The sequence below is a fragment of the Ruegeria sp. HKCCD6426 genome (genome assembly GCF_057221115.1).
Window position 1 is genome coordinate 66,722 of the sequence record NZ_JBWVBF010000003.1, and the last position, 21,379, is coordinate 88,100.

The following is a 21,379-nucleotide window of genomic DNA, read 5'->3' on the forward strand; positions in this document are numbered from 1 at the left end:
ACCTTCGGGCTTCGGTGCACTGCCTCACACTGTCACCCGGTGTGAGATGCAGACTCAAGCTGTGACGTAGAGTTAGCCGTCGGATCAGGAAAAGGTTGAATGGTGCCGTGGCGCGGCATCTGACAGAATATGGTCATGTTCAAACGCCTGCTGATTCTTGCTCTTGTCTCGGCGCCAGCTGCTGGTGCGCAATCGCCAATGTCCGGTGCCGAATTCGACAGCTATACCAACGGCAAGACACTTTTTTATGGTTATGGTGGCCAGATCTATGGGGTCGAACAGTACCTGCCTAATCGTCGCGTAATCTGGTCGTTTCTGGACGGCGACTGCAAGAAAGGCGTGTGGTACGAACGCGAAGACCAGATTTGTTTTCTGTACGAAGACCGACTGGACCCCCAATGCTGGGTCTTCACGCGGTCGAGCGGCGGGCTGATTGCTCAGTTCGAGGGTGATCCGGCAGCCACGGAGCTATATGAGGCCGAGGATGTCGAGGAAGAAATGGTATGCCTTGGCCCAGAAGTTGGCGTCTGAGGTTTGATTAGGTCACCTGAAGATCGCGATAGCTAATCATGACGTGTTCCTGAAACGCAGGCCGTTCAGTCAATGTGCCATAGTACCGTCGCAGGGATTGAAGGCGCGCGCGTTGAATATCAATATCGTAGTAGCGAAACAGGATATGGCCGAGTTGAATATCCGCCAGAGTCAGGTCCGGCCCGGCTAGGTATGTGCTTTCCGCCAGTCGCTCGTCGGCGATTTTCAGTTTGCCTTCAAGGGCCGCGACGGCCTGCTTTACGGCGTCGGCGTCCTGCTTTGATGATGTGGTTCTAACAACCTGCCAAAAGACCGGAACCGTAAAGGCCATAGCAACGTTGATTTTTGCCCATTCGGCCCATTTGTCGATTTCGGCCCGCCGTACAGGGTCCTTGGGCCAAAACGCGTCGCTGCCATATCGGTCCGCGAGAAAACGCAAGATTGGTCCGGTTTCCCACAGTGGCGGGTTTTCACCATCCTGCAATACCGGGATGGTTCGGTTCGGATTAAGGTTCCGGAACTCTTCGGTATCGAGCCCACCGAAGCGGTGCCCTACATCATGCCGCTGATACTCCAGGCCAAGCTCACCAACACACCACATCAGGGCCTGCACGTTGGATGATGTTTTGCGACCCCAGATCGTCAGCATGGCTCAGAACAACGATCCCTGATCCGGAGTATTCGCTTTGGCTTTTTTCACAGAAGGTTTGGTTGGTGCACCTGTTTGGAGCCGGCCATCGGAGAATTCGATCTCAAGAACCGGATGCTCTGATGCTTGCGCTTTCGTCGTGACGACTTCTCCTTCGACGCGCACGACAGCATAACCGCGTTCCAACGTCGCCTTGTAGCTGAGCGTTTCGCGCAGGCGGTCTGTTGCCTCCAATTGTTGGCGCAGGCGGTCCAGGCGTGTGGCCTGGGCAGTGTTCATGCGGTCCGTCAGTCGGTTCAGCGTATCGCGCCTGGTTGTCATTTCGCGCTGAATTGGACGGAGTGACAGGCGTGAGGACAAGTTACGCCAACGATCACGGCGGGTTTCCACTAGCCCGCGCAGTGTCGAAGGACGCAGATGCGCCGAAGTATCCAGCAAATTCAGACGGCGAGTCTGAACGCCCCGGATCAGGGCGTTGGGCAGGCGTTCAGACGCCTGATCCAATCGTTGACGCGGTGTGTCCAGCAAAGTTCCGGCGCGCGGCAGAGCGCGGGACAGGTCGCGCAGGCGCTGGCTGCGCCGTTGGACTGCGTCAGCAGCAGAGCGTGACAGGCGGGCGCCCTGTTCACCTGTCCAGGCCAGCAGCTCCATCCGCACAGGAACAGCCAGTTCTGCTGCCGCGGTGGGCGTGGGCGCGCGTCGATCTGACACAAAGTCGATCAGGGTGGTGTCGGTCTCGTGCCCGACCGCCGAAATCAGAGGGATTTCTGAAGCGGCTACAGCGCGGGCGACAATTTCTTCGTTGAAGCCCCAAAGGTCCTCGATCGCCCCCCCGCCGCGGGCGACGATGATCAGGTCGGGACGCGGTAGCGCGCCGCCTGGGCTCAGTTGGTTGAAGCCTTCGATGGCGCGAGCAACTTCGGGGGCGCAGTTCGAGCCTTGCACAGCGACAGGCCAGATCAGCACCTTGCGCGGAAAGCGGTCGCGAAGACGGTGCAGGATGTCCCGGATCACAGCGCCGGATGGAGAGGTCACAACTCCGATGATCTGGGGAAGATAGGGCAGGGGTTTCTTGCGCTCGGGTGCAAACAGCCCTTCGGCCTCAAGCTGTTTCTTGCGCTTTTCCAGCAGCGCCATCAGCGCGCCTTGGCCAGCAACGGCGACCTCATCGACGTTCATATTGTATTTTGACTGCGCGCCAAAGGCGGTGAGGCGACCGGTGACAACCACCTCTAGCCCTTCTTCGGGGACAACAGACAGCCCGGAAACCTGACCCTTCCACGTGGTGCAGGCCAACACATTCCGATCGTCTTTGACATCGTAATACAAATGGCCCGATCGCGCCTTGAATACACGCCCGACTTCGCCGCGCACGCGGATTCGCCCGAACGAGCCTTCGAGCGTGCGTTTTACCTCGCCAGAGATCTCGGAGACTGTGTACTCGGGGGTATTTTGACCCGGAACAGGGTCGTCAAGCAGGTCGGACATTTCAGCGCCTTGTGTCAAATGCCTGCCCAGCTTAGAACGCCCCGCAAGCAAGGCCAAGCAGATCGGAGAGCATTCATGAATATCCTCATTCTCGGCAGCGGTGGGCGCGAACACAGCCTGGCCTGGGCGGTTATGCAAAACCCCAAATGCGACCGTCTTATTGTGGCGCCGGGTAATGCCGGGATCGCGCAGATTGCCGATTGCGCGGCGCTGGATATCGAAAACGGCGGGGCGGTTGTAAGCTTTGCTGAAGAAAATGCGATTGATTTTGTAATCGTCGGCCCCGAAGCGCCCTTGGCAGCGGGTGTAGCTGATCGTTTGCGTGAAGCTGGCGTTTTGGTCTTTGGTCCTTCGGCCGAGGCTGCTCGGCTGGAAGCATCAAAAAGCTTCACCAAGGAAATCTGTGATGCTGCGGGCGCACCAACCGCGGCCTATGCGCGGTTTTCTGAGGCCAAGCCAGCCAAAGCCTATATCCAGGAACAGGGCGCTCCGATTGTGGTCAAAGCCGATGGTTTGGCGGCAGGTAAAGGTGTGATCGTTGCCATGGACGAACAGACCGCGCTGGATGCCATTGACGACATGTTCGGCGGTGCGTTTGGCGGCGCCGGGGCGGAAGTAGTCATCGAAGAATTCATGGAAGGAGAAGAGGCGTCGCTATTCGTGCTTTGCGACGGAGAGGATATTCTGTCCATCGGCACAGCACAGGACCACAAGCGTGTGGGCGAAGGTGATACAGGTTTGAACACCGGCGGCATGGGCGCCTATTCGCCGGCCCCGGTACTGAGCACGGAAGTCGAATCCCTGGCGATGAATGAGATCGTGCGTCCGACCATGGCCGAGATGAAACGTCGAGGTACGCCGTTTCAGGGAGTTTTGTACGCGGGTTTGATGATCAAGGACGGGCAGCCTCGACTGGTGGAATACAACGTCCGGTTCGGCGACCCGGAATGCCAGGTGCTGATGATGCGTCTGGGGGCTCAGGTGATGGACTTGATGCACGCAGCTGCAGAAGGGCGGCTGGGTGAGGCACAGGTAAACTGGGCCGATGACCACGCGATTACGGTGGTCATGGCGGCCAACGGGTATCCGGGACCGTATGATAAGGGTACTGTGATCAATGGGTTGGATGCTTTGGCTGAGGATAGCATGAATATGGTTTTTCATGCGGGAACAAAATCGGCTGACGGGAAAATTCAGGCGTCTGGCGGTCGTGTTCTGAACGTGACCGCACGGGGTGACACGCTGCACGAAGCCCGGGATCGGGCTTACGCGATGGTGGAAGGCGTCGATTGGCCAGACGGCTTCTATCGTCGCGACATCGGCTGGAGAGCTCTCTGATCGCAGGGCTCCCGCGTCTTGACGCTGCATCAAAGATGTGACGCCAAAGGCCTTTGTCCGGGCAGCCCGCTGATGCGGGCTGCGGTTGTTTAGGATGTGCAGGCCATTGCTTGGTCAATCGCGTCGGGTGTGAAGCGGCCTAGCGCGTTCTGCACCCAGTCCCCATTGAATTTCACACTGACAACGTTGCGCCAGTCAGCACTGGCGACGACAAGTTCCGGGCCTGCGCCACAATCCCGCACGCCGCCGCTGATGAAATCTTCGCCGATCCGGTGGTTGGTCAGGCCAGGTAGGGTGGCGATCTCTGTCAGGTTGCCGTCCGCGAACCGCCAGATGCGCAAGGTCTTGGCCAGATGCGGGCGATCGATATAGGCAATTTCGATGTGCCCGTCGTCATCCAGATCTGCCGCACCGATCGGAGAGAGCCAGCGGAAACGGGTGCCGATATGTGGTGTCGAGGCGATCTTGTCTCCGCGGGCGTTGTATATCGCCAACTGAGCGCCCGTTTGGTTATGAGACTCGACAACGACAGCTTCGAACGTGCCGTCTTGATCAATGTCCACCAGTCGTGGGGCGAGATCTTCGAATACCCGGTCCAGTGGCAAACGAATTGTCACTATGGAGCGCTTCAGGACTGAGTTTGTGAGCAGTTCGGCTGTCGCTGATGCGTTTTTGACCGAGAGCTGAAGGGCTCCGTATTCGACATTGTCGCCCAGAACGCCATGTGCATAGCGCGTGGTAGGTTCAAAGTAGCGAGCACTGGTGATTGTATCGGCGACAGCTGCGGGGTTCGTCCCCGCGAGCCACATACACGACAGCAGCAGAGCGCCGCGTGCCCGGCATTGCCACAAGCAAGCGGGCAGGCGCGGCGCCTTGGAATGCATTAGATTTGCTTTTCGGGCATCTGCACGACCAGACCATCCAGCGCGTCGGTGACCTTGATCTGGCAGGTCAGGCGCGAGCGGGCAGGGTCAGGTTCAAAGGCAAAGTCCAACATGTCTTCTTCCATGTCATCCTTGGCCGGAACTTTCTCAACCCAGTCGGGGTGAAGATAGACATGGCAGGTCGAACAGGCACAGGCACCGCCGCAATCGGCCTCGATGCCGGGGATATTATTGTCACGTGCCCCTTCCATGACGGTCAGTCCGTTGGCGACCTCGACTGTATGCTCGGTACCGCCATGCTCGACATAGGTGATCTTTGCCATTGCGTGCGTCTTCCTTTTGCGATGTTCCGCATCTTCTTTAGTCAAGCATTCCGGGTCTTTCCAGCCTCATTTGCAGCCAGACGTAACGTGTTTGTTCAATGCGCGGCTGCGTTTTCCTTTTGTTTCGGTTCGGGCGGTTCATTGCCCGCTCGCGAACCTTGCTGATTGGCGTGAAGTGCAATTCGATTGTGACGTATTCTCTATGATTGAAACGGGAATGATATCTGGCGGTTGTCGGGTGGTTGGATTTGTGCTGATCATGCCCTGTTACGCTGACCAAGATGTGGAGGAAATTTATGGCACTTACGGTACAGGACGCGAAAATTGTTGTTGGAATGAATGATCGCGGTGATGAAGAACATGATATTGCCGCGTGGTTCGGCGAAAGCCAGGCAAAGATTGTCGATGTCATTGATGGCATCAGCCATGGCGCATTGACCGCTGCAAATGATGATGAGTTGCATCCGGTTGGAGCCCCGGGCCCGAAAGCGCTGCGATTGCGCAGTGACGTAATCAGGGCGCTGGACGCGCTGGATGGTGATGACCTTGCCAAGGCCAAGATTGCGTTGCGGGAAGGTCTGGCCAAGTTCAATGCGCACGACGCCAAGTGAGTTTCCGCGCGCCGAGTGAATTTCTGTCGGCGCGCGACCTGGCCGCATAAGGGCAGTTTTCGCAGGGTGGTTTCGACTGGACTTCCTTGCCGTTTGTTCTATTTTTGTTCTTATGCTTGTGACTGTCGCTCGCCCTGCAACTCCGGACCGGAACTGGCCCCGCCCTCCCGCTTGTCTACCCGCCTGTCAGTTGGACGCCCCGCCCGAGGGCGCGCTAGTGGCGGTGGCGGGGCTGGTGATCCTGCGGCAGAGACCGGGGACGGCGAAGGGGGTGATCTTTGTCACGCTTGAGGATGAGACCGGCATCGTGAACGTGGTGGTCTGGCGCAAGATCTACGAACGCTTCCGCCGTGCGGTGATCTCGGGGCGGCTTTTGCGGGTGACGGGCCGGATGCAGCGTGCGCATTCGGTGACCCATGTGATCGCGGAAGAAATCGAGGATATCTCAGGCATGTTGGATGTGCTGGTGCAGGGCGAGGGGTAGGAAAGGCCCCCAGCAATCCCACGCGCGCTAGCGACAAAGTGCTCCGCTGCGATGACGAGCCGTATCAAAATGGAAATGCCCCTTGTGAAACCGATCCGCGTCGGGACCAAGCACCGTGCCGAACAAACCGCAGGCGCCGCTGTGCAGCTTACGCATAACGTCGCTCGAATTTTCAGCGTTCCACCCGTCGCCAACAGTAATCACAGTGCCATCCATTAACACAAACGCAGAAATATCGATTGCTCGACCTCTGGCATGCTCAGAAAGACGCGCGCGAGGCTGATTGTTCTGCGTCCGGCAAGAATAGTGGCCAGCAAGACGCAATCCCTTTAAGCCCCCCCCATGGTCAGCAAAAGCTGGTTTGGCCGTGCCTTCAATCCATGTTTTGAGCGTAATAGCCGTCTCGCAATCCATAAGCGCTAACTGACTGAGCAAGATGTCAGACACCATATGAACCCGAATTGGGTTGGTGATTCCACATCCACGGTATTTTCCTGAAAAAGACTTGCGCTTCTCACCCAGAATTGTCCAATCGCCGCACACCGCGCCTCGTTTTTGCAATTTCTCACGTCCGAGTGCGATCAGACGAAACTTGCAGGGCCGCAACTCTGGCCTCAGAGAAACCACCACCTCCGGCCCTGGTGCAGCCGCGGCTGTCGCGGACGCGTTTACGGTGTGCACGTCACCGTCGCCGACCGGCTCGTATGCAATGAGATCGGAAGGTTGAATGTATGGTCTTTCAGCACAATCCGGCGCGGCACTCGCCATACCACCCGCGCACAGCATCAATATCGCGGTTAATATCCGCATCAAATCGATTTGTATCCTATCATGACTGGTTCAATCCTACTCTGCCCGACCTAGGTAAACTTACAATGTTTGCTTCGATTTCGGATGGAATATTGATGCATCAGACAGTTTCCGATTTCGAGCGCCACACGCAACTATACTCCCCAATCAAACTATACACGCCATTGCCAGTGATCGCCAAAATTGAGCGATAAAGAAAATTAACGATATAATCCAAAATGTTACCCGAAACAATTCATCAAGATAGCCGAAGTCTGTTTCGCTGTAAGTGACAATGCAACTGGTGCCGCACTCAAGGGAAGTTGGGAACCTGCTCAAAACTGTGAGTCGAGTGCGTTGCTTGTCCAACAGCTACGAAAATATTTGTTTTCGTTACCTATATCACCTCGGAAGAAATCAAGAAACGCATGGAAATGCTGGATTTGGTGGTTCGGACGTAGGGACGCATAGCTTACGCGTTCACTTCTCACGCTGGTTTCATATGGATTGCGCAAGATCGCGGACCATATGCAGGTGAAACCCAATTCCATGCGCATCGTCCAGGCTTGGTACACGTGTTTCAACCTCGACCTGAAATCCGACATGGCGATAGAAACCTACGGCTTGATTGTCGGCAGACACATCAAGACAGACCTGAGAGCACCCACGTGCAAAAGCCTGCGCTTCGGCAGCCCTTAATAACTGGTTGGCAACGCCCGCACCTTGCATTTCAGGCTTCACAGCAAATTCCAAAATATAATAGGACCCATGCCGCGGCACAGGGAACAAGCGATCCATCCAATGCAATGCAGATGTCAAATGTTCCGCCTCTTCGTCCCCCAGCGACTTTGCTTGGTGGACGACTGAAAAGTCGAAATTCGCCGCATATTCGTTTTCAGTGTGCCCAATAAGAAGCCCGACGATATTGCCATGGTTCAAAGCCGCAAATGCCTGCTTATGCGAATACAGCCCCTGATCAGCAGGCCACTCGCATTCAATGATCTTGTGCAATACGCCCATGTTTTCAAACATGTAGCCGTTTAGCTTTGGGTCCGTGCTCCAAAGGAGATCAGCCAATTCCGCCGGTGACGCAGATTGCAACGCAGGCTGAATCGAAACGGTCATATTAGGTCCTTCTGCACACCGTGCCCTCAAAATCGGTTTCACGTCTGATGTTGCATAGACACTCAAATAGCATTGGTTTGGATTTAAAGGAAATTCTCCAGCATTGACCGTTGTAGGTATCCCTGTATCGACGTTTCCTTAGAGCGTGCAAAAGTTGGCATTTCCAGGCCGTCGCAATGCGGCCGCTTATTCACCGCTTGAACAGAATTCCTTGCGCCTGCTTGTCCCTGTGATCTCCGCGTAGCTCTGCATGCAGCGCGCGACCCGCTTGCACGCCGGGACGGGCGCTTACAGTGTCCAACCAGCGGGCGAAATGAGGCTTGTCCTCCAGTACCTGCTGCTGACCTTCCCATAGACTGGCCCAACCCCAGATCGACATATCGGCGATAGAGTAGAAATCGCCTGCGACGTACTCGTTTTCAGCCAACCGACGATCCAACACGCCATAAAGGCGCCCGACCTCGGTGCGGTAGCGGTCTTTGGCATAGGGAAGGTCTTGCGGCGGGTCCAATTGCGGCGCGTATTTAAGAAAGTGGTGTGCCTGACCGGCCATCGGACCGACGCCGCCCATCTGCCACATCAGCCATTCCTCGACTGCGATCCGGTCGCGTTCGGATTTACCATAAAACCGACCAGTCTTGCGGGCCAGATACATCAGGATTGCACCGCTTTCGAAAACGGAGATCGGCGCCCCATCTGGCCCGTCGGGATCAACGATGGCAGGCATCCGATTATTGGGCGCGATCTTCAGAAACTCGGGGTCAAACTGTTCGCCCTTGCCGATATTGATCAGATGCGTGGTGTAGGGCAGCTCCATCTCTTCCAAAGCGATGGATGCCTTCCAGCCATTCGGCGTGGGCCAGAAATACAGATCGATCATGGTGTCTCCTCAAGTTGAACAGATCATGCGGTATTCTGCGCAATCGGCAAGAGGCGGTTACGAAAGCGTGACACAGGGCAACCGGGCTTGACGGGCAAGGACGCGCGGCGTATTTGCGTCGCAGAAGCTACGTGGCGATTTGTTACCGGATTGCGGGCCACGCTAAACAACACGCTAAAAGGTCAGGATGAAAGGCCCCTTTCGCTTGACCGCGTCTGGGGTTTTTTTGATGCCTTTGCTAGGCAAGGGCCGAGAGGAATGACATGAGCGAAAGCTGGAACAAACGCACCCAAGCCGTCCACGGCGGCACCCGTCGCAGTCAGTACAATGAGGTCAGCGAGGCGATCTATCTGACGCAGGGCTTCGTGTATGACACTGCCGAACAGGCCGAGGCCCGTTTTCTGGAGTGCGGACCTGACGAATTCATCTATGCCCGTTACGGCAATCCAACTGTTTCGATGTTCGAACAGCGCATTGCGGTATTGGAGGGAGGCGAAGACGCCTTTGCCACCGCATCCGGCATGGCGGCCGTGAACGGTGCGCTTGTGTCGATGCTGAAGGCAGGGGATCACGTTGTTTCAGCCAAGGCGTTGTTCGGGTCGTGCCTGTATATTCTGGAGAACATTCTGACCCGCTACGGCGTCGAAGTCACATTTGTAGATGGCACCGATCTGGATCAGTGGAAGGCCGCAATACGCCCGGACACCAAGGCGGTGTTCTTTGAATCCATGTCCAACCCGACGTTGGAGGTGATCGACATCGCCGCCGTGGCCGAGCTGGCCCATGCCGCAGACGCGGTCGTGGTTGTGGACAATGTATTCTCGACGCCGGTGTTTTCGCGTGCGATCGAGCAGGGCGCGGACGTTGTCGTCTATTCGGCCACCAAGCATATTGATGGACAGGGGCGTGCCCTTGGTGGTGTGATCATCGGCACCAAAGATTTTATCCGAGGAACTGTTGAGCCGTACCTTAAGCACACTGGCGGCGCGCTGAGCCCCTTCAACGCGTGGATCATGCTTAAAGGGCTGGAAACCATTGCGCTGCGAGTCAATGCACAGGCCGAGACAGCCCAGACTTTGGCCGAAGCGCTCGAGGGGCACCCGGCGCTGGTACGCACACTTTTCCCTGGTTTGAAAACCCACGCGCAATACGCTCTGGTTCAGACCCAGTTGGGCGGCAAGGGTGGGACTGTCTTGTCGCTGGACATCAAGGGCGGTAAAGACGCGGCCTTTGCCTTCCTGAATGCGCTGACGATCCCAGTGATCTCGAACAATTTGGGTGACGCCAAGTCGATCGCAACCCATCCCGCAACCACAACGCATCAACGTCTGAGTGATGAGCAGAAAGATGAGTTGGGTATAACGCCGGGACTGATCCGCTTTTCTGTTGGCCTTGAGGATGCGGGCGATTTGCTCGCTGACATCAAAAAGGCGCTGGACGCGTCGCAGAAGTGAGCTTGTCCCTGGGTGGACCGACCGCCCAGGGATATGACCAACGTGCTGCAAGCGCACACGACGCTTTCGCACCGAAAAAGACGGTTTCGCACAGAAATACCTGATCTGGACTGATACTGTGGATGTATAGGGCTTTACTGGTGTATGGTCCGAAACCGTCTATAATCCGGCGGCGAATTCAAGGATACTCAGCGCATGAACCTACATTCCCGAGATTTGGACGACGCCCCTGACCGCGATGAGGCCGCCGTCGCGTTGAGTGTTTTGCGCAAATGGGCGTCTTCGGTATCTGAGGCAGAAATCAGCCAGCTCGATCCGGCGATTGCACGTCTTGTTCCTGGTTTGACGCCGGTCAACTATCCCTCTTTGTCGCGTGAATACCCGGAAGGGTTTGTGGCAGACGAGTCATACAAGGCCACATTGCCCGATCTGCAGAACGGACCTTCCAGCCTGATCCGGGGAGCCAGACAGCAGATTCAACATGTCGGGATTTCGAACTTTCGCCTGCCGATCCGGTTTCATCGCAAGCACGGTGACGATCTGACGCTCGAGACCTCGGTTACCGGGTCTGTCAGCCTGGAGGCCGAGAAAAAGGGCATCAACATGTCCCGGATCATGCGGTCATTCTATAAACACGCGGAACGCACCTTCAGCTTCGAGGTGATGGAGGCTGCGCTGGATGGCTATAAGACGGACCTCGACAGTTTTGATGCACGCATTCAGATGCGCTTTTCTTATCCGGACAAGATTAAAAGCCTGCGGTCCGGATTGGAGGGGTATCAGTACTACGACATCGCTCTGGAGCTGGTTGAGCGCGGCGGAGAGCGCCTGAAGATCATGCATCTGGACTATGTCTATTCTTCGACTTGCCCCTGTTCGCTGGAACTGAGCGAACACGCGAGGTCGACGCGAGGGCAATTGGCGACGCCGCATTCCCAACGCTCGGTTGCACGTATTTCTGTCGCGGTGGATTGCAATGCGGATTGCCTGTGGTTCGAAGATCTGATCGCCCTGTGCCGTCGTGCGGTCCCGACCGAAACACAAGTCATGGTCAAACGTGAAGACGAACAAGCCTTTGCAGAGCTGAACGCGGCCAATCCGATTTTTGTCGAAGATGCCGCCCGCCTGTTCTGTGCCGAATTGCAGGCTGATCACCATGTAGGGGATTTCAGGGTAATTGCCAGCCATCAGGAAAGCCTGCACAGCCATGACGCGGTATCGATTCTGACCGAAGGCCCGACCTTTGATACCTCAAGTTTGGACCCGCGGTTGTTCACGACTCTGTTCCATGTTGGCTGATTGACCCTACGGAACCTTCTGAAATAACACCGCAATTTTGGTCATTGGCGCTTTATTGCCGCAATGCAGCGAGAAATGCTGCAATTGCTTGGATTTTTGCGTTAACCTCGGCCCGAGCGCAGCTGCTGCCTGCCATTGCGGTGGTGCAGCCAGAAAGGAAGCCGGGACGTGCGACGCCTTGGACCGCCAATCCCTAAAACCGCCCTAAAGATCGGGGCGGACAAGCCTCTTTTCCCTTTGTCCGACTGCCTCGCTTTCAAAGGAGAAATAAGTAATGAATCCGATTTCCTACCCATTTGAAGTTCAGGCGGCAGCCTTCCGTGTGGCGGGCTACGCAGTGACAAATCAGATGAGGATCATGCAGATCATAACCCGCTCGGCGTTGGAGCTTCCTATGGCGCCAATGAATGCACTGCACGCCGCATCCGCGACGCCGCGACCCGCCCCTGCGAAACCAGCGGCACGAAAGATCGCGGGCAAGCCCAAACCTCCGGCCTTTAAGCGTGCCAAGCCTGCGGAATCCTCTAAAAAAGTTGCGCCCGCTGCCGCCAAGCCCAAGGCTGCACCTGCCGCCACCAAACGCAAGGTGACAGCGGCTTCCCAGTCAAGACCAGCTGCGGCCCAGGCCAAACCGGCTGCGACCCAGGCCAAACCGGCTGCGACCCAGGCCAAACCGGCTGCGGCACAGGCCAAACCAGCTGTAGCACAGGCCAAACCAGCCGCAGCTGCAAAGCCTGTGGCAAAGAAGGCGCCCACTACCGCAAAAACGCAACCCGCCGCTGCGGCTAAACCGGTCCCCGTTGCGGCCGAAACTGCTGTCAAACCTACCGCATCTAAGGCGACGGTTGCCAATCCAATGCCGTCTTCCAAACCTGCGCCACAAGCGGTCCGTCGCTCGAACGCGCCATCTAAGGCCAAGCCAGCAGCGGTAAAAGCGGCCACCCCGACGACTGTGGCGGAACAGCCGAAAACGCCGACCAGACGCACGCGTTCGCCCTCGAATCCACCTGCGATGCCGACACCGACGAAAAAAACTGGCGAATAGCAGGGGATCATCTGCTTGACACGGTCGGGTAGGCGCGCCAACGCTGCCCGTCATGATGGATCTTCGTCCGGTCGGATATGTGATAGGCCTGCTGGTCGCCGTTCTCGGGGCGACCATGCTGCTGCCCATGGTTGCGGACCTGATCGACGGTCGGGGCGAATGGACCGTTTTTTTTGAAAGCGCCGTCATCACCATTCTGACCGGCGCGGTCCTCGCCATGAGCTGCGCAAACGGTGTAGGGGAAGGTCTGACCATTCGGCAAACCTTTTTGCTGACAACCGGAGTTTGGGTGGCGCTGCCGATATTCGGCGCCATCCCGTTCCTGTTCGGCGAGACCGAGCTGCGCTTCGTCGATGCCTATTTTGAGGCGATGTCCGGCCTCACAACGACGGGTTCTACCGTAATATCGGGATTGGATAATCTGCCCCGCGGCCTGCTGTTGTGGCGGGGGTTGCTGCAATGGCTGGGCGGTATCGGTATTATTGTGGTCGCGATGGTGTTCCTTCCCGAACTGCGCGTGGGTGGAATGCAGATATTCCGCTCGGAAGGTTTTGAGACTATGGGGAAAATCCTGCCGCGCGCACAGGAGATCGCTGGGCAGATTTCCCTGATCTACGTGTTTCTGACCTTAGTCTGCGCCCTTGTGTACGCTGGCTTCGGCATGAGCTTCTTTGATGCGACAGTCCATGCAATGACCACGATCGCAACGGGTGGGTTTTCGAATTACGACAGCTCGTTTTCTAGATTTTCCGGCGCGACAGAGTACGCGGCCTCGGTCTTTATGATTTTGGCGGCGTTGCCTTTCGTGCGCTACGTTCAGCTTGCCAACGGTCACACCGGGTCTCTGTGGCGAGACAGTCAAATTCGGGCGTTTCTGGCGACGATCCTCGTTCTGGTGGTCGTCATGTCCGTGTTCCTGACATCTGTATTCCCTCATCACTGGGAGCAGGCCGTGAGGGAATCGCTTTTCAACATCACATCGATCATTTCAGGAACGGGCTATGCCAGCGTCGACTACATGGGATGGGGCAGTTTTCCGGTCATGATGTTCTTTCTGATCGGACTGATTGGCGGCTGCGCTGGATCCACCGCTTGTTCCATCAAGGTCTTTCGGTACCAGTTGCTGTTCGCTTCGATTAAAACTCAGATAAATCGGATCAGAACGCCGCATGGTGTGTTCATGCCAACCTATGATGGGCGGCCAATTGGTCGGGACGTTCTGACCTCGGTCATGAGTTTTTTCATGTTTTTCGTGCTGTCCATGGGCGTTCTGTCCTGGGCGTTGGCTTTTACAGGGCTGGATTTTATCACATCGGTATCTGGTGCTGCGACTGCGCTGGCAAATGTGGGGCCGGGCCTCGGGAATCAGATCGGCCCGGCCGGGAACTTCGGCGGATTGAACGACACAGCAAAATGGCTGCTTACAATCGGAATGTTGGTCGGCCGGCTTGAACTGCTGGCCGTCTACGCAATCTTTACCGTGCAATTCTGGAGAGGCTAATGAAAAGACCCCTTGGCGCGCAAATTTCGCACATGCTCAAGGATCGGGGAGTAGATGTGATATTTGGCATTCCCGGCGTTCATAATCAGGAGATGTATCGGGGAATTGAAGAGGCCGGGATCACCCATATTCTTGCCCGCCACGAGCAGGGCGCAGGATTCATGGCCGACGGTTATGCCCGTGCAACCGGCAAGCCGGGCGTGGCTTATGTGATCACCGGACCGGGCCTGTGCAATGTCATGACTCCGATAGGACAGGCTTACTCCGACTCGGTTCCGATGTTGGTACTGTCCTCGTGCCTGGATGAATCCCAGGCTACACGGGGCCAACTGCACCAGATGAAGGATCAGCGGCTGGCTGCAGGAACGGTCGCTGACTGGTCGCTTCAGGCTGACACCGCGCCCGCGGCCTATGGGCTCATTGAGCGGGCTTTTGAAGAATTCGAACTGTCTCGCCCGCGACCCAAACATATTCAGGTCCCAATTGCTCAACTTGAGGCAGACGCCGATTCCGCGCCCTTCCCAAATCAGCCTGCGCAGCGCAACCAGGTGCTGCCACCTGATGTCGCGCCGGTTCTGTCGCTGTTGAACATTGCAAAACGTCCGCTGTTCATTCTGGGCGGTGGTGCGCGTTCGAACCTGTGGCGACAGATACTGACGCAACTGGGGGCGGCATGTTTCACCACCTATGCTGGGCGAGGGATGGTGGGAACGGGTTATGCATTGGACTTTGGTTCAATGTTGCCAAGGCCCAGCAGCGTGGATGTAATTTCATCAGCAGATCTGGTCGTCACCGTTGGCGCCGAACTGGGTGAGGTCGATCTGTGGCGCAGTGATCTGGGTCACACCGTCCAACACGTACGTGTCGATCTTGACCCCGAAGTACTGTCGGACCGTCACCGCGCGGCCGTAAAGCTGCAGGCGGACGCCGAAAGTTTTGCCCGTGCCTTGTGGGAGGCATCAGACAAGGTCAAACCCGCAACAGGCTGGAACCCGCGGGAGATCGCCGAGGCGCGCGCCAGGTGGCGTGCCGAGGTCGATGCAGAAAGGCCCGGTATCGTACCGGTTGCGGATGCCTTACGTGCCGCGATGCCTGCGGACACCATGATCTATTCGGATATGACCCAGTTTGCCTATGTTGCAAAAGAAATCTGGGACATGCCTTATCCCCATCACTGGCATCACCCGACGGGCTTTGGGACGTTGGGTTATGCTTTGCCTGCCGGTATTGGCGGGGCAGTGGCCCGACGTGGCAAGCCCACGGTCGTTGTCGCCGGTGATTACGGTTTTCAATACACAATGCAGGAACTTGGGGCCGCGGTTGAGTTGAAACTGTCTTTGCCGATCATCCTCTGGGACAATGGCAAACTGAAAGAGATCGAAGACAGCATGGTGCGCGGCCAGATCGCTCCTAATGCCGTCGTGGCGCGCAATCCCGACTTCTGCAAGCTGGCAGAGGCGTATGGCGCACTGTCGGCGGCTCCGAAGGATCTGACAGAACTGCAATCGACTGTCCGCACGGCTTTGGACGCACCTGTGCCCACTTTGATCCGAGTGACGCCGGACATTCTGTAAGCCGGGAGAGAATGAAAAACGGCGCTGCGGAGATCGCAACGCCGTTTCCTGTTCGAGCCCGATGGTTTTAATCCCAGCAGTGAACCAGAACTGTCATGCCGCTGGCCCGTCGATTCAACTCATTGGGTGAGATCTGTGACGTTCCCTGACCGGGTTGGCCGGAAACACCGGCTTTGGCCAGGACTTCGGTCAAGCTGTCCACATTCGCCGCCAGGCTGACACTGGCCGGCAGTGTGCGCCCTTCTGAAGGGTTCGGCAAAAGCATGCCAACCACATTGCCGTTTTCGTCGAAGACCGGTCCGCCGGCGTCGCCCGGCTGAGCAGACAGTTCCAGACGTTTGACACCGGTCTCGCCATTTAGTCCGCGAATGTCGGCGATCTGGCCATAGGTCAATGTTGGCGCGCCCAACGCGCCCTCATAGGAATAACCGGACACGGCAATTTCGGACTGAAGACGCGGTTGTTCTGCTTGGAATTCCGCCACGCTGATTGGGGCGAGGGTCTGGTTGGGGCGCAGAACGGCGATGCCCTGGTCGGCGTCAGACCAGGCCACCTGCGCTTCCTGATCTCCATCCAACGTAATGCGGGCACAGCCGTCCGTGATTTCTGAAACGGTCAGGACCGAGCCATTTGCGTCTGCATAAAAACCGGAACGTGACAGGCGCGGCTTGCGAACCTGAAGGCCGGAGACAAGGTCAATCCTTTGTTCCGCATTGGCACCGGCTCCGGCATCCAGAACCGCGTCCGAGGTGTCTAAGCTGGCGCGCATGGCTGCCAGAACTCGCGCCCGGCGGGCGTCGTCCCCTTCGGGCCAGACCAGAGTGAAGCCTTTGATCTTGTCATCTTTAAGCGCGACCTGCGTATACGAGACGATACCGTTGCCACGGCCTTCGATGGTGAACGCGTCGCGGCGCAGCTCACGCGGGCCGGTCAGCGGAACGATTTCAAGGGATTGAATCACCTCATACAGCGCGCGCAACGTGGCCCTGCTGCCTTCCTGACTGATCAGCAGAGCCTGCGCGCCCAGTTCCGAAGTTGAACTGAAGTGGGCAAAAGGAGCCTCGTACCTGTCGAATGAGATAACGCCCAAGGGCATGTCCATGGTGATACCGGCCTGAGAGTCCACATGACGTTCCATGCCGGCACTGATCAACGGCGCATTATAGTCATCCATCAGGGTCTTGCGTTGCAGGGTGGTCAGAACTCCCGTGGGTTCGAACCCATTGAAGCGCTGCCAATCCGACATTGAGCGTCGGGTTCCTGCGCCAAAAGCTCCATCAATTGTTGAACTATAGAACCCCGCGGCCTGTAACGCGGTTTGCAAATCTCTGCGTTCCTTGGCGCTCAGCAGTCGTTCACCCTGAAGGGCCTGTGAACGGGTTTCTTCCGCCGGTTGCAACGACAGGCTGGTTACAGGTTGTTCGGGTTGTGGTTCCGCCGGTGGCGTGACCACACCCCGGTCCAGGATGTTCGCGCCGACAGGCCAGAACTGCTGTCCCAGCGCGCTGGTGAACGCAATGAAACTGTCAGAGGGAATTTGGCCCTCGGCCCGGTAGACCCGCAATACCTGTTCAGCGTCCGATCGCAAATAGGGCCCGATAACAATAGCATACCAGCCGCTGGTCAGGCGAAACCCGTTCACATCAGGCAAGGATTGGGCATAGTCCTGCGCGCGGTCCTGAGCTTCGCGCAGCGAAGGCTGCGCCTCGACCTGAACCCAGACGCCCTGGTCCTGCTGGGCGGTTGCAGCGCGCAACCCAAAAAGTAGAAACAAAAGAATTGCCGTGAAAGTGCGTGTCATTTTCTGCCCGTTTTATGCAGCGTTTTTTCCTTGGTGCAGATTACGCGATTTAGGTGCCCAAACGCCATGCCTGCATTACGGGGAATTTCCGGTGTGGCTGCGCAGTGACAGCCTTGGATGATTGGCCCGTTGACGCCAATTGGTGCCTTGCATAGGAAGGGCAAAACCTACCGGAACCGGGCGCCGATGCGTCCAAAGGGAATGTCATGACCGAACCGTCCAACGCACCTCGTTCATTTCAGGAGATTATCCTGAGGCTTCAGACCTATTGGGCGTCGAAGGGATGCGCGATTTTGCAGCCCTACGATATGGAAGTTGGGGCAGGGACGTTCCACCCGGCGACTACATTGCGTGCCTTGGGGTCCAAGGCGTGGGCTGCAGCCTACGTACAGCCCTCGCGCCGCCCAACCGACGGGCGCTATGGAGAAAACCCTAACCGGTTGCAGCACTACTATCAGTACCAAGTGCTGATAAAACCCAGCCCGCCTGACCTGCAAGAGCTGTATCTGGGTTCCCTTCAGGCCATCGGCATCGACATGGACCTGCATGACATCAGGTTTGTCGAAGATGACTGGGAAAGCCCCACTCTGGGTGCTTGGGGGCTTGGCTGGGAGGTCTGGTGCGACGGTATGGAAGTCAGCCAGTTCACCTATTTCCAGCAAGTCGGCGGTTATGATTGCGCCCCCGTGTCAGGTGAGCTGACTTATGGGCTTGAACGTCTGGCGATGTATGTATTGGGCATCGATCACGTAATGGATATGCCGTTCAATGATCCTCAGTCGCCCAGCCCGCTGACCTACGGTGATATCTTCAAGCAAACCGAAGAAGAATACGCCCGCTGGAACTTTGACGTGGCCAACACCGAAGTTCTGCTGCGCCATTTCGAAGAGGCCGAGGCCGAATGCGCCGCCATTCTGGCGCAGGAACACGACGATCCCAAGACCGGCAAACGTATCATCATGGCCCATCCCGCCTATGATCAGTGCATAAAGGCCAGCCATATCTTCAATCTACTCGATGCACGGGGCGTGATCTCGGTCACCGAACGGCAGGCCTATATCGGCCGGGTCCGTGCGCTAGCCAAGCAATGTGCGGACGCGTTCGTCCAGACCGAGGCCGCCGGGTTCGAGGTCTGATGGGGCGTTTAGGCCAATCCGGGAAGCAGTGCTTTGAGCCCATCGGCGATCATGCCGATCGCGATGGCCGACAGGATCATGCCCATGAAACGGCTCATGATCACGCGCGCGTTGCCCGACAGTCGTTCGGCAAGCCAGGAAGCGTTCCAGAAGGTCGCCAGCAACAAGGCGACCACGACCGCGAAGACGCCAGCGTAAACAACGGCTTCGAGTGGGGATTTGATGTGGTGCGCATAAAGAATAAGCGTCGTGATTGTGCCCGGACCGACCAATATCGGAAAGGCCAGCGGGTAAAATGCCACCGTTTCGGGCGCCGGGTAGGATTTCTTTTCCCCGTCAGTCCCGTGGTGCGAGCTGCTTTCGTTTCCGTTCAACATATTGAGGCCGATCATCAGTACCACCAATCCACCCGCGACACGCAGGTGGTTCACACTTATTCCGAACAGGCCGAGGGCCGGGCTGCCAACAGACGCAAACGCACCCCCAAGGATCAGGCAATACACCGCTGTTTTCACCGCAATTTTGCGTTGTTCCACAGCCGGCAGGTCTTGAGTGACGCTCAGAAACACGGGCAAGTTGGTGATGGGGTTCATGATCGCAAACAGCGCGCCGAAAAACCCGACTGCAAGGGTCGTTTCCATGTGGGTGGCCTCGTTTCCGCCTGTATCAGATGGGACCCTGTCCGATTTTCCGCCAACTTGAAAGAGGCCGTGTGAGCAATGACAGGTAAACTGCTGGCAATCATTCTCGTTGTTTCTGCCGTTTTGGCAGGCGCAGGCATGTACTATCTGCAAGTTTACGGCTTTTATTATGAGGTCGAGCCACAACCCGGGCAAGACGTGGCTCTGCTGGCTAAAGGGGCAGAAGCGTCAGCGCCAATCGCATATACCGATTTTCAGGCGATTGATGCCGACAGCTCTCCGATCCGGTATCGGGCTTGTTTTGAGACCGATCTCACACCGGACTTGCTAAATGCATATATTCCGGTCGAAAAACCTGAGCCCCTGACCGCGCCCGGCTGGTTTGACTGTTACGATGCCGTGTCATTGGCGGATGCGCTGAAGTCCGGTCAGGCGCGCGCTTTCGTAGGCACAAAGAACATTCATTACGGGGTCGATCGGATCGTGGCCGTAACCAATGATGGCAAAGGCTATGTCTGGCACGCGCTGAACAATTGCGGCGAAAAGGCCTATGACGGGACGGTCGTGGGCGAGGAATGTCCGCCCCGGCCCGAAAGCTGAGGGTGTCATGACCGACGCAGCGCTTCACGTGCCCAGTTTTCTGACCGCCACGCTTGGCATCGCGGTCTACCTGATTGGGGCCGAGATCAACGCTCGGGTCGCACTGCTTCGGCAGTTCAATATCCCCGAGCCGGTCACCGGCGGGTTGATGGCGTCTCTTGTCTTGCTGTGTCTGTATCTTGTGGCGGGGCTTGAGCTGACTTTCGACCTTGCCTCGCGGGATTTCCTGCTGGTCGTGTTCTTTGCCGGGATTGGTCTGAACGCCCGGCTGGCGGATTTGATTTCCGGCGGTAAGCCATTGTTCCTGCTTCTCATTCTAACATTGGTGACAATCGTTGCGCAGAATGCCGTCGGTGCTGCCGGTGCTGTTGCCTTTGGGTATCCCGCCCAGGCTGGGGTTCTCTTCGGTTCGGCCTCATTGATCGGAGGGCACGGCACTGCCATCGCCTGGGCCCCCGAGGTCGGCGCGGTCACCGGGCTTGAAGGCGCGACCGAACTCGGCGTGGCTGTGGCGACGCTCGGGCTTGTGCTGGCTGCGCTGGTGGGCGGGCCGATTGCCCGGTTGCTGGTCGAGGGCAAGAATCTGACCCCGGAACGTCCGGACGAAGAGCACACGGTCGGGCTGCCGGATGATGCCACCGAGGCCGAGACCAAAATCGATCACCTGACCATCATGCGCGTGTTGCTCTATCTGCACCTGGCGATCATCTTCGGCGTTTTTCTGAACGAGGCAATCGTGGCCACCGGGCTGAAACTGCCCTTGTTCGTGCCCTGCCTGATCATGGGGATCGTCATCGCCAACCTGCGCACAGCCCTGGCACCCAACGCGCGGCCGGTGTCGCGGACGCCCTCACTGGCGCTGATTTCGGAGTTTTCGCTGGGTGCGTTTCTGGCCATGTCGCTAATGAGCCTGCAGCTCTGGACCATTGCCGAACTTGGTCTGGCCATCGTCGTCATCATGGGGGCCCAAACCCTGTTTGCGGTGGCGTTCGTGATCTGGGTTCTGTTCCCGGTGATGGGCCGCAATTACCGCGCTGCCGTTCTGTCCGCCGGGTTTGGCGGCTTTGCCCTGGGTGCCACGCCGACCGCTATCGCCAATATGACCGCCGTGACCAAGCGATATGGCCCTTCGCCTATTGCCTTTATCGTGCTCCCCCTTGTATCCGCATTCTTTGTGGATATCGCCAATGCCATCGTCATCCAGACGATCGTCAATTTCTAAGGAC

21 protein-coding genes and 1 riboswitch are annotated in these 21,379 nt (G+C 57.3%); of the genes, 11 read left to right on the forward strand and 10 right to left on the reverse strand.

What is annotated here, in order from left to right; all coding sequences use genetic code 11:
* The first annotated feature begins 135 nt into the window (after window positions 1-135).
* Window positions 136-531: a hypothetical protein gene (locus tag AC2TDA_RS09165; RefSeq protein ID WP_480846153.1), complete on the forward strand. Its 396-nt coding sequence runs from the start codon at window positions 136-138 to the stop codon at window positions 529-531.
* 7 nt (window positions 532-538) lie between these two features.
* On the opposite strand, the gene AC2TDA_RS09170 is transcribed toward AC2TDA_RS09165, so the two are convergent.
* Together AC2TDA_RS09170 and xseA are read right to left on the reverse strand one after the other, a co-directional pair.
* On the reverse strand, window positions 539-1,180 hold the full coding sequence (locus tag AC2TDA_RS09170; RefSeq protein WP_480879019.1) for a glutathione S-transferase family protein: 642 nt from the start codon (window positions 1,178-1,180) through the stop codon (window positions 539-541).
* Window positions 1,181-1,183: 3 nt separating this feature from the next.
* A complete protein-coding gene (xseA, locus tag AC2TDA_RS09175) occupies window positions 1,184-2,668 on the reverse strand; it encodes an exodeoxyribonuclease VII large subunit (protein ID WP_480879020.1) in 1,485 nt (494 codons plus the stop codon).
* Between the two features lie 75 nt (window positions 2,669-2,743).
* Here xseA and purD point away from each other — a divergent pair, with 75 nt between their 5' ends.
* On the forward strand, window positions 2,744-4,006 hold the full coding sequence (purD, locus tag AC2TDA_RS09180) for a phosphoribosylamine--glycine ligase (RefSeq protein WP_480879021.1): 1,263 nt from the start codon (window positions 2,744-2,746) through the stop codon (window positions 4,004-4,006).
* Window positions 4,007-4,095: 89 nt separating this feature from the next.
* On the opposite strand, the gene AC2TDA_RS09185 is transcribed toward purD, so the two are convergent.
* The gene (locus AC2TDA_RS09185; protein ID WP_480879022.1) at window positions 4,096-4,890 is read right to left on the reverse strand and encodes an FG-GAP repeat domain-containing protein; all 795 of its coding nucleotides are present in this window, start codon (window positions 4,888-4,890) and stop codon (window positions 4,096-4,098) included.
* Window positions 4,890-5,213 carry a 2Fe-2S iron-sulfur cluster-binding protein gene (locus AC2TDA_RS09190; RefSeq protein WP_037307538.1) on the reverse strand — a complete coding sequence of 108 codons (324 nt, stop codon included), beginning with the start codon at window positions 5,211-5,213 and terminating at the stop codon, window positions 4,890-4,892. The genes AC2TDA_RS09185 and AC2TDA_RS09190 overlap by 1 nt, the downstream gene beginning before the upstream one ends.
* Before the next feature lie 296 nt (window positions 5,214-5,509).
* Here AC2TDA_RS09190 and AC2TDA_RS09195 point away from each other — a divergent pair, with 296 nt between their 5' ends.
* Both AC2TDA_RS09195 and AC2TDA_RS09200 read left to right on the forward strand, forming a co-directional pair.
* The gene (locus AC2TDA_RS09195; RefSeq protein WP_480846146.1) at window positions 5,510-5,824 is read left to right on the forward strand and encodes a hypothetical protein; all 315 of its coding nucleotides are present in this window, start codon (window positions 5,510-5,512) and stop codon (window positions 5,822-5,824) included.
* 112 nt (window positions 5,825-5,936) lie between these two features.
* Window positions 5,937-6,308: an OB-fold nucleic acid binding domain-containing protein gene (locus tag AC2TDA_RS09200; protein ID WP_480879023.1), complete on the forward strand. Its 372-nt coding sequence runs from the start codon at window positions 5,937-5,939 to the stop codon at window positions 6,306-6,308.
* Between the two features lie 27 nt (window positions 6,309-6,335).
* Here the strand turns inward: AC2TDA_RS09200 and AC2TDA_RS09205 are convergent, their stop codons facing one another.
* From AC2TDA_RS09205 to AC2TDA_RS09215, 3 genes are all read right to left on the reverse strand, one after another.
* A complete protein-coding gene (locus tag AC2TDA_RS09205) occupies window positions 6,336-7,118 on the reverse strand; it encodes an extensin-like domain-containing protein (RefSeq protein ID WP_480846142.1) in 783 nt (260 codons plus the stop codon).
* A 477-nt stretch (window positions 7,119-7,595) separates the two neighbouring features.
* The gene (locus AC2TDA_RS09210; RefSeq protein WP_480879024.1) at window positions 7,596-8,222 is read right to left on the reverse strand and encodes a GNAT family N-acetyltransferase; all 627 of its coding nucleotides are present in this window, start codon (window positions 8,220-8,222) and stop codon (window positions 7,596-7,598) included.
* Window positions 8,223-8,412: 190 nt separating this feature from the next.
* Entirely contained in the window at window positions 8,413-9,102 is a 690-nt protein-coding gene (locus AC2TDA_RS09215; protein WP_480879025.1) for a glutathione S-transferase N-terminal domain-containing protein, read from the reverse strand.
* A 121-nt stretch (window positions 9,103-9,223) separates the two neighbouring features.
* Window positions 9,224-9,300: riboswitch (SAM riboswitch) on the forward strand.
* Between the two features lie 65 nt (window positions 9,301-9,365).
* Here AC2TDA_RS09215 and metZ point away from each other — a divergent pair.
* Window positions 9,366-10,556 carry an O-succinylhomoserine sulfhydrylase gene (metZ, locus tag AC2TDA_RS09220; protein ID WP_480879026.1) on the forward strand — a complete coding sequence of 397 codons (1,191 nt, stop codon included), beginning with the start codon at window positions 9,366-9,368 and terminating at the stop codon, window positions 10,554-10,556.
* Between the two features lie 195 nt (window positions 10,557-10,751).
* On the forward strand, window positions 10,752-11,855 hold the full coding sequence (gene folE2 / locus AC2TDA_RS09225; RefSeq protein ID WP_480879027.1) for a GTP cyclohydrolase FolE2: 1,104 nt from the start codon (window positions 10,752-10,754) through the stop codon (window positions 11,853-11,855).
* Window positions 11,856-12,200: 345 nt separating this feature from the next.
* Here the strand turns inward: folE2 and AC2TDA_RS09230 are convergent, their stop codons facing one another.
* Window positions 12,201-12,941 carry a hypothetical protein gene (locus AC2TDA_RS09230; protein WP_480879028.1) on the reverse strand — a complete coding sequence of 247 codons (741 nt, stop codon included), beginning with the start codon at window positions 12,939-12,941 and terminating at the stop codon, window positions 12,201-12,203.
* 11 nt (window positions 12,942-12,952) lie between these two features.
* Between AC2TDA_RS09230 and AC2TDA_RS09235 the strand changes: the two genes are divergently transcribed.
* Window positions 12,953-14,401, forward strand: coding sequence for a TrkH family potassium uptake protein (locus tag AC2TDA_RS09235; protein ID WP_480846134.1), 1,449 nt, complete (start codon window positions 12,953-12,955; stop codon window positions 14,399-14,401).
* Entirely contained in the window at window positions 14,401-15,975 is a 1,575-nt protein-coding gene (locus tag AC2TDA_RS09240) for a thiamine pyrophosphate-binding protein (protein ID WP_480879029.1), read from the forward strand. The genes AC2TDA_RS09235 and AC2TDA_RS09240 overlap by 1 nt, the downstream gene beginning before the upstream one ends.
* Window positions 15,976-16,042: 67 nt before the next feature.
* Here the strand turns inward: AC2TDA_RS09240 and AC2TDA_RS09245 are convergent, their stop codons facing one another.
* Entirely contained in the window at window positions 16,043-17,776 is a 1,734-nt protein-coding gene (locus AC2TDA_RS09245; RefSeq protein ID WP_480879030.1) for a serine protease, read from the reverse strand.
* Window positions 17,777-17,982: 206 nt separating this feature from the next.
* Between AC2TDA_RS09245 and AC2TDA_RS09250 the strand changes: the two genes are divergently transcribed.
* Window positions 17,983-18,912 carry a glycine--tRNA ligase subunit alpha gene (locus tag AC2TDA_RS09250; RefSeq protein ID WP_480846131.1) on the forward strand — a complete coding sequence of 310 codons (930 nt, stop codon included), beginning with the start codon at window positions 17,983-17,985 and terminating at the stop codon, window positions 18,910-18,912.
* Between the two features lie 8 nt (window positions 18,913-18,920).
* Here the strand turns inward: AC2TDA_RS09250 and AC2TDA_RS09255 are convergent, their stop codons facing one another.
* A complete protein-coding gene (locus AC2TDA_RS09255) occupies window positions 18,921-19,553 on the reverse strand; it encodes a MarC family protein (RefSeq protein WP_480879031.1) in 633 nt (210 codons plus the stop codon).
* A 78-nt stretch (window positions 19,554-19,631) separates the two neighbouring features.
* Here AC2TDA_RS09255 and AC2TDA_RS09260 point away from each other — a divergent pair, with 78 nt between their 5' ends.
* Together AC2TDA_RS09260 and gltS are read left to right on the forward strand one after the other, a co-directional pair.
* The gene (locus tag AC2TDA_RS09260; protein ID WP_480879032.1) at window positions 19,632-20,153 is read left to right on the forward strand and encodes a DUF6446 family protein; all 522 of its coding nucleotides are present in this window, start codon (window positions 19,632-19,634) and stop codon (window positions 20,151-20,153) included.
* A gap of 7 nt (window positions 20,154-20,160) precedes the next feature.
* Window positions 20,161-21,375 (forward strand): sodium/glutamate symporter, encoded by a 1,215-nt coding sequence (gene gltS, locus AC2TDA_RS09265; RefSeq protein ID WP_480879033.1) that lies wholly within the window; start codon window positions 20,161-20,163, stop codon window positions 21,373-21,375.
* Window positions 21,376-21,379: the final 4 nt, after the last annotated feature.